Annotated in this window: 4 protein-coding genes; all 4 read left to right on the forward strand. The window is 29.0% G+C overall.

Annotated elements, in window-relative coordinates:
- Positions 1-325 (forward strand): T6SS effector amidase Tae4 family protein (locus CQA53_RS11090; RefSeq protein ID WP_220272094.1); only part of this gene is annotated, 325 nt, incomplete at its 5' end.
- On the forward strand, positions 326-715 hold the full coding sequence (locus CQA53_RS11095; protein ID WP_115543983.1) for a T6SS amidase immunity protein Tai4 family protein: 390 nt from the start codon (positions 326-328) through the stop codon (positions 713-715).
- 34 nt (positions 716-749) lie between these two features.
- Positions 750-1,277, forward strand: a complete 528-nt coding sequence (locus CQA53_RS11100; RefSeq protein WP_115543984.1) for a T6SS effector amidase Tae4 family protein — start codon at positions 750-752, stop codon at positions 1,275-1,277.
- 9 nt (positions 1,278-1,286) lie between these two features.
- The gene (locus CQA53_RS11105; protein ID WP_115543985.1) at positions 1,287-1,715 is read left to right on the forward strand and encodes a hypothetical protein; all 429 of its coding nucleotides are present in this window, start codon (positions 1,287-1,289) and stop codon (positions 1,713-1,715) included.
- Positions 1,716-1,889 lie beyond the last annotated feature (174 nt).

Raw genomic sequence — 1,889 nt, forward strand, 5'->3', positions numbered from 1 at the left:
ATTAATTAAACTCTTTCAATTAGAAAACTTTTGGGGTCATGCAGATGAACCATATAATCCAAAAGAAATGACAACAAAACAAGAAAATATTAATTTCTATAATAATGAATTTTCTAAGTTTGATAAAAAAGGAGTTGTAGCTATGGTAATAGAGGGCTGGAATAATGCAAAAGGACATATCACACTATGGAATGGGGCTATAAAGCAGTTTATAGATGATAATAATCCAAAACAAAGTAAAAACTATCTCACTCTCATACAAAGTACAAATAACAATATACAAATGCCTATCGTTAAGAAATTATATTTTTGGGAATTATTATAAATGATAAAATATATATTGATATTTGTTTCATTAACTTTTTTTATACAAGCTAATACACTTGAAGAAGAAGTATCACTGGCAAAGGATTATAGTTTGGCGTATTGTTTGTGGAATTTTAATCAAACTGCACCTTCCAATGACATAGCAGTAGCACAAAATATGTATTTTCAATCAATGAAAATAGGATATGAGGCATATAAAAAAATACATCATTATGTGAAAAATAATATGACCAATAATTATATTTTTGATATTAATATGGATAATCCTAGAGAAAATGAGCCTGTATATTTTATAATGTGCCTTGATATGTATCATTCCAAAGAGTTTCATACTGAAATAGAAAATATAGTAAAAGAAGTAGTTTGTCAGTGGGAGAATTGTAAATAAAAAATATGATGATAATGTATGGCAGCGATATGCTTTGGTTGGTGGGACACCTTTAAGTGAATACATTAATTATAAAAATTTCTTTGGTAGAAGTGCCGGTTATGCAGATTATAGCAACACTTGTGCCTTGCAAGTAAGTTATGCACTAAATTATGGGGGTATGCCTATAAAAGACTCTATATCAAGAGATAAGACAAAAAGACCAAAAGGTTTTGAAAATGTTACAATATTACAAGGAACAGATAATCATAACTACATAACAGGGGTTATTAATATAACAAGTTTTCTCCAATTAAAAAGCTTTTGGGGTAATGCAGATGAACCATATAATCCTAAAACTATGACAACCAAACAAGAAAATATTAATTTCTACAACAATGAATTCTCAAAATTTGATAAAAGTGGAGTAGTAGCAATGATTATCAGTGGGTGGAGTAATGCTGATGGACATATTACATTGTGGAATGGGAAAGATAAAAAGTTTTTGGATAATTTTAATTACTTACTTGATGTTAGAGATATAGTTATTATCAAAAAACTTTATTTTTGGGAATTGTTGTAAGGGAATCGTATGAAAAAAATTATATTAGCAGTATTGTTTTACATAAATATTGTATTTGGACTTGGAGAAATGAACTATAAGAATGAAGAGGTCAAACGAAACGAACTAGAGCAACAACACTTTACTTATGAACTCAAAGTCGATGCACTCAAAAAACTAGGATTTCGCTATTGTATCAAAAAGTTTGTTGATGATGACAAAAGAGTATATTATATCATCAAAGACAAGTTGAATATGCCATTATTCTTTGATGATAAGAATTCAGACAATATCATACAATTTCTAACATTTGTAGAAAATCTCAGTAGATGGACTGGCAAATATAAAATTGATTACACATATCAACCTTTTAAATGCCTTATGGTTTATGAACTTAAAGAATACCAAGCCGAAGTCGAGCGCATTGTAAAGAAATATTGCAAAGAGGAATGCAAGTAAAATAGAGTGAGCTAAAAGAAAAAATAAGCAATTTTGTAGCACTTTGCAAAATTTACACCAAAATGATATCATCATAATGGATATTGATGGTTGGAGAGATGCAGGTGGTCATACGACTTTATGGAATGGAGCTATAAAGCAGTTTGAAGATTCTATACTCAATCAAACAAATTA

Source organism: Helicobacter didelphidarum (genome assembly GCF_003364195.1).
GTDB classification, from domain to species: Bacteria; Campylobacterota; Campylobacteria; order Campylobacterales; family Helicobacteraceae; genus Helicobacter_A; species Helicobacter_A didelphidarum.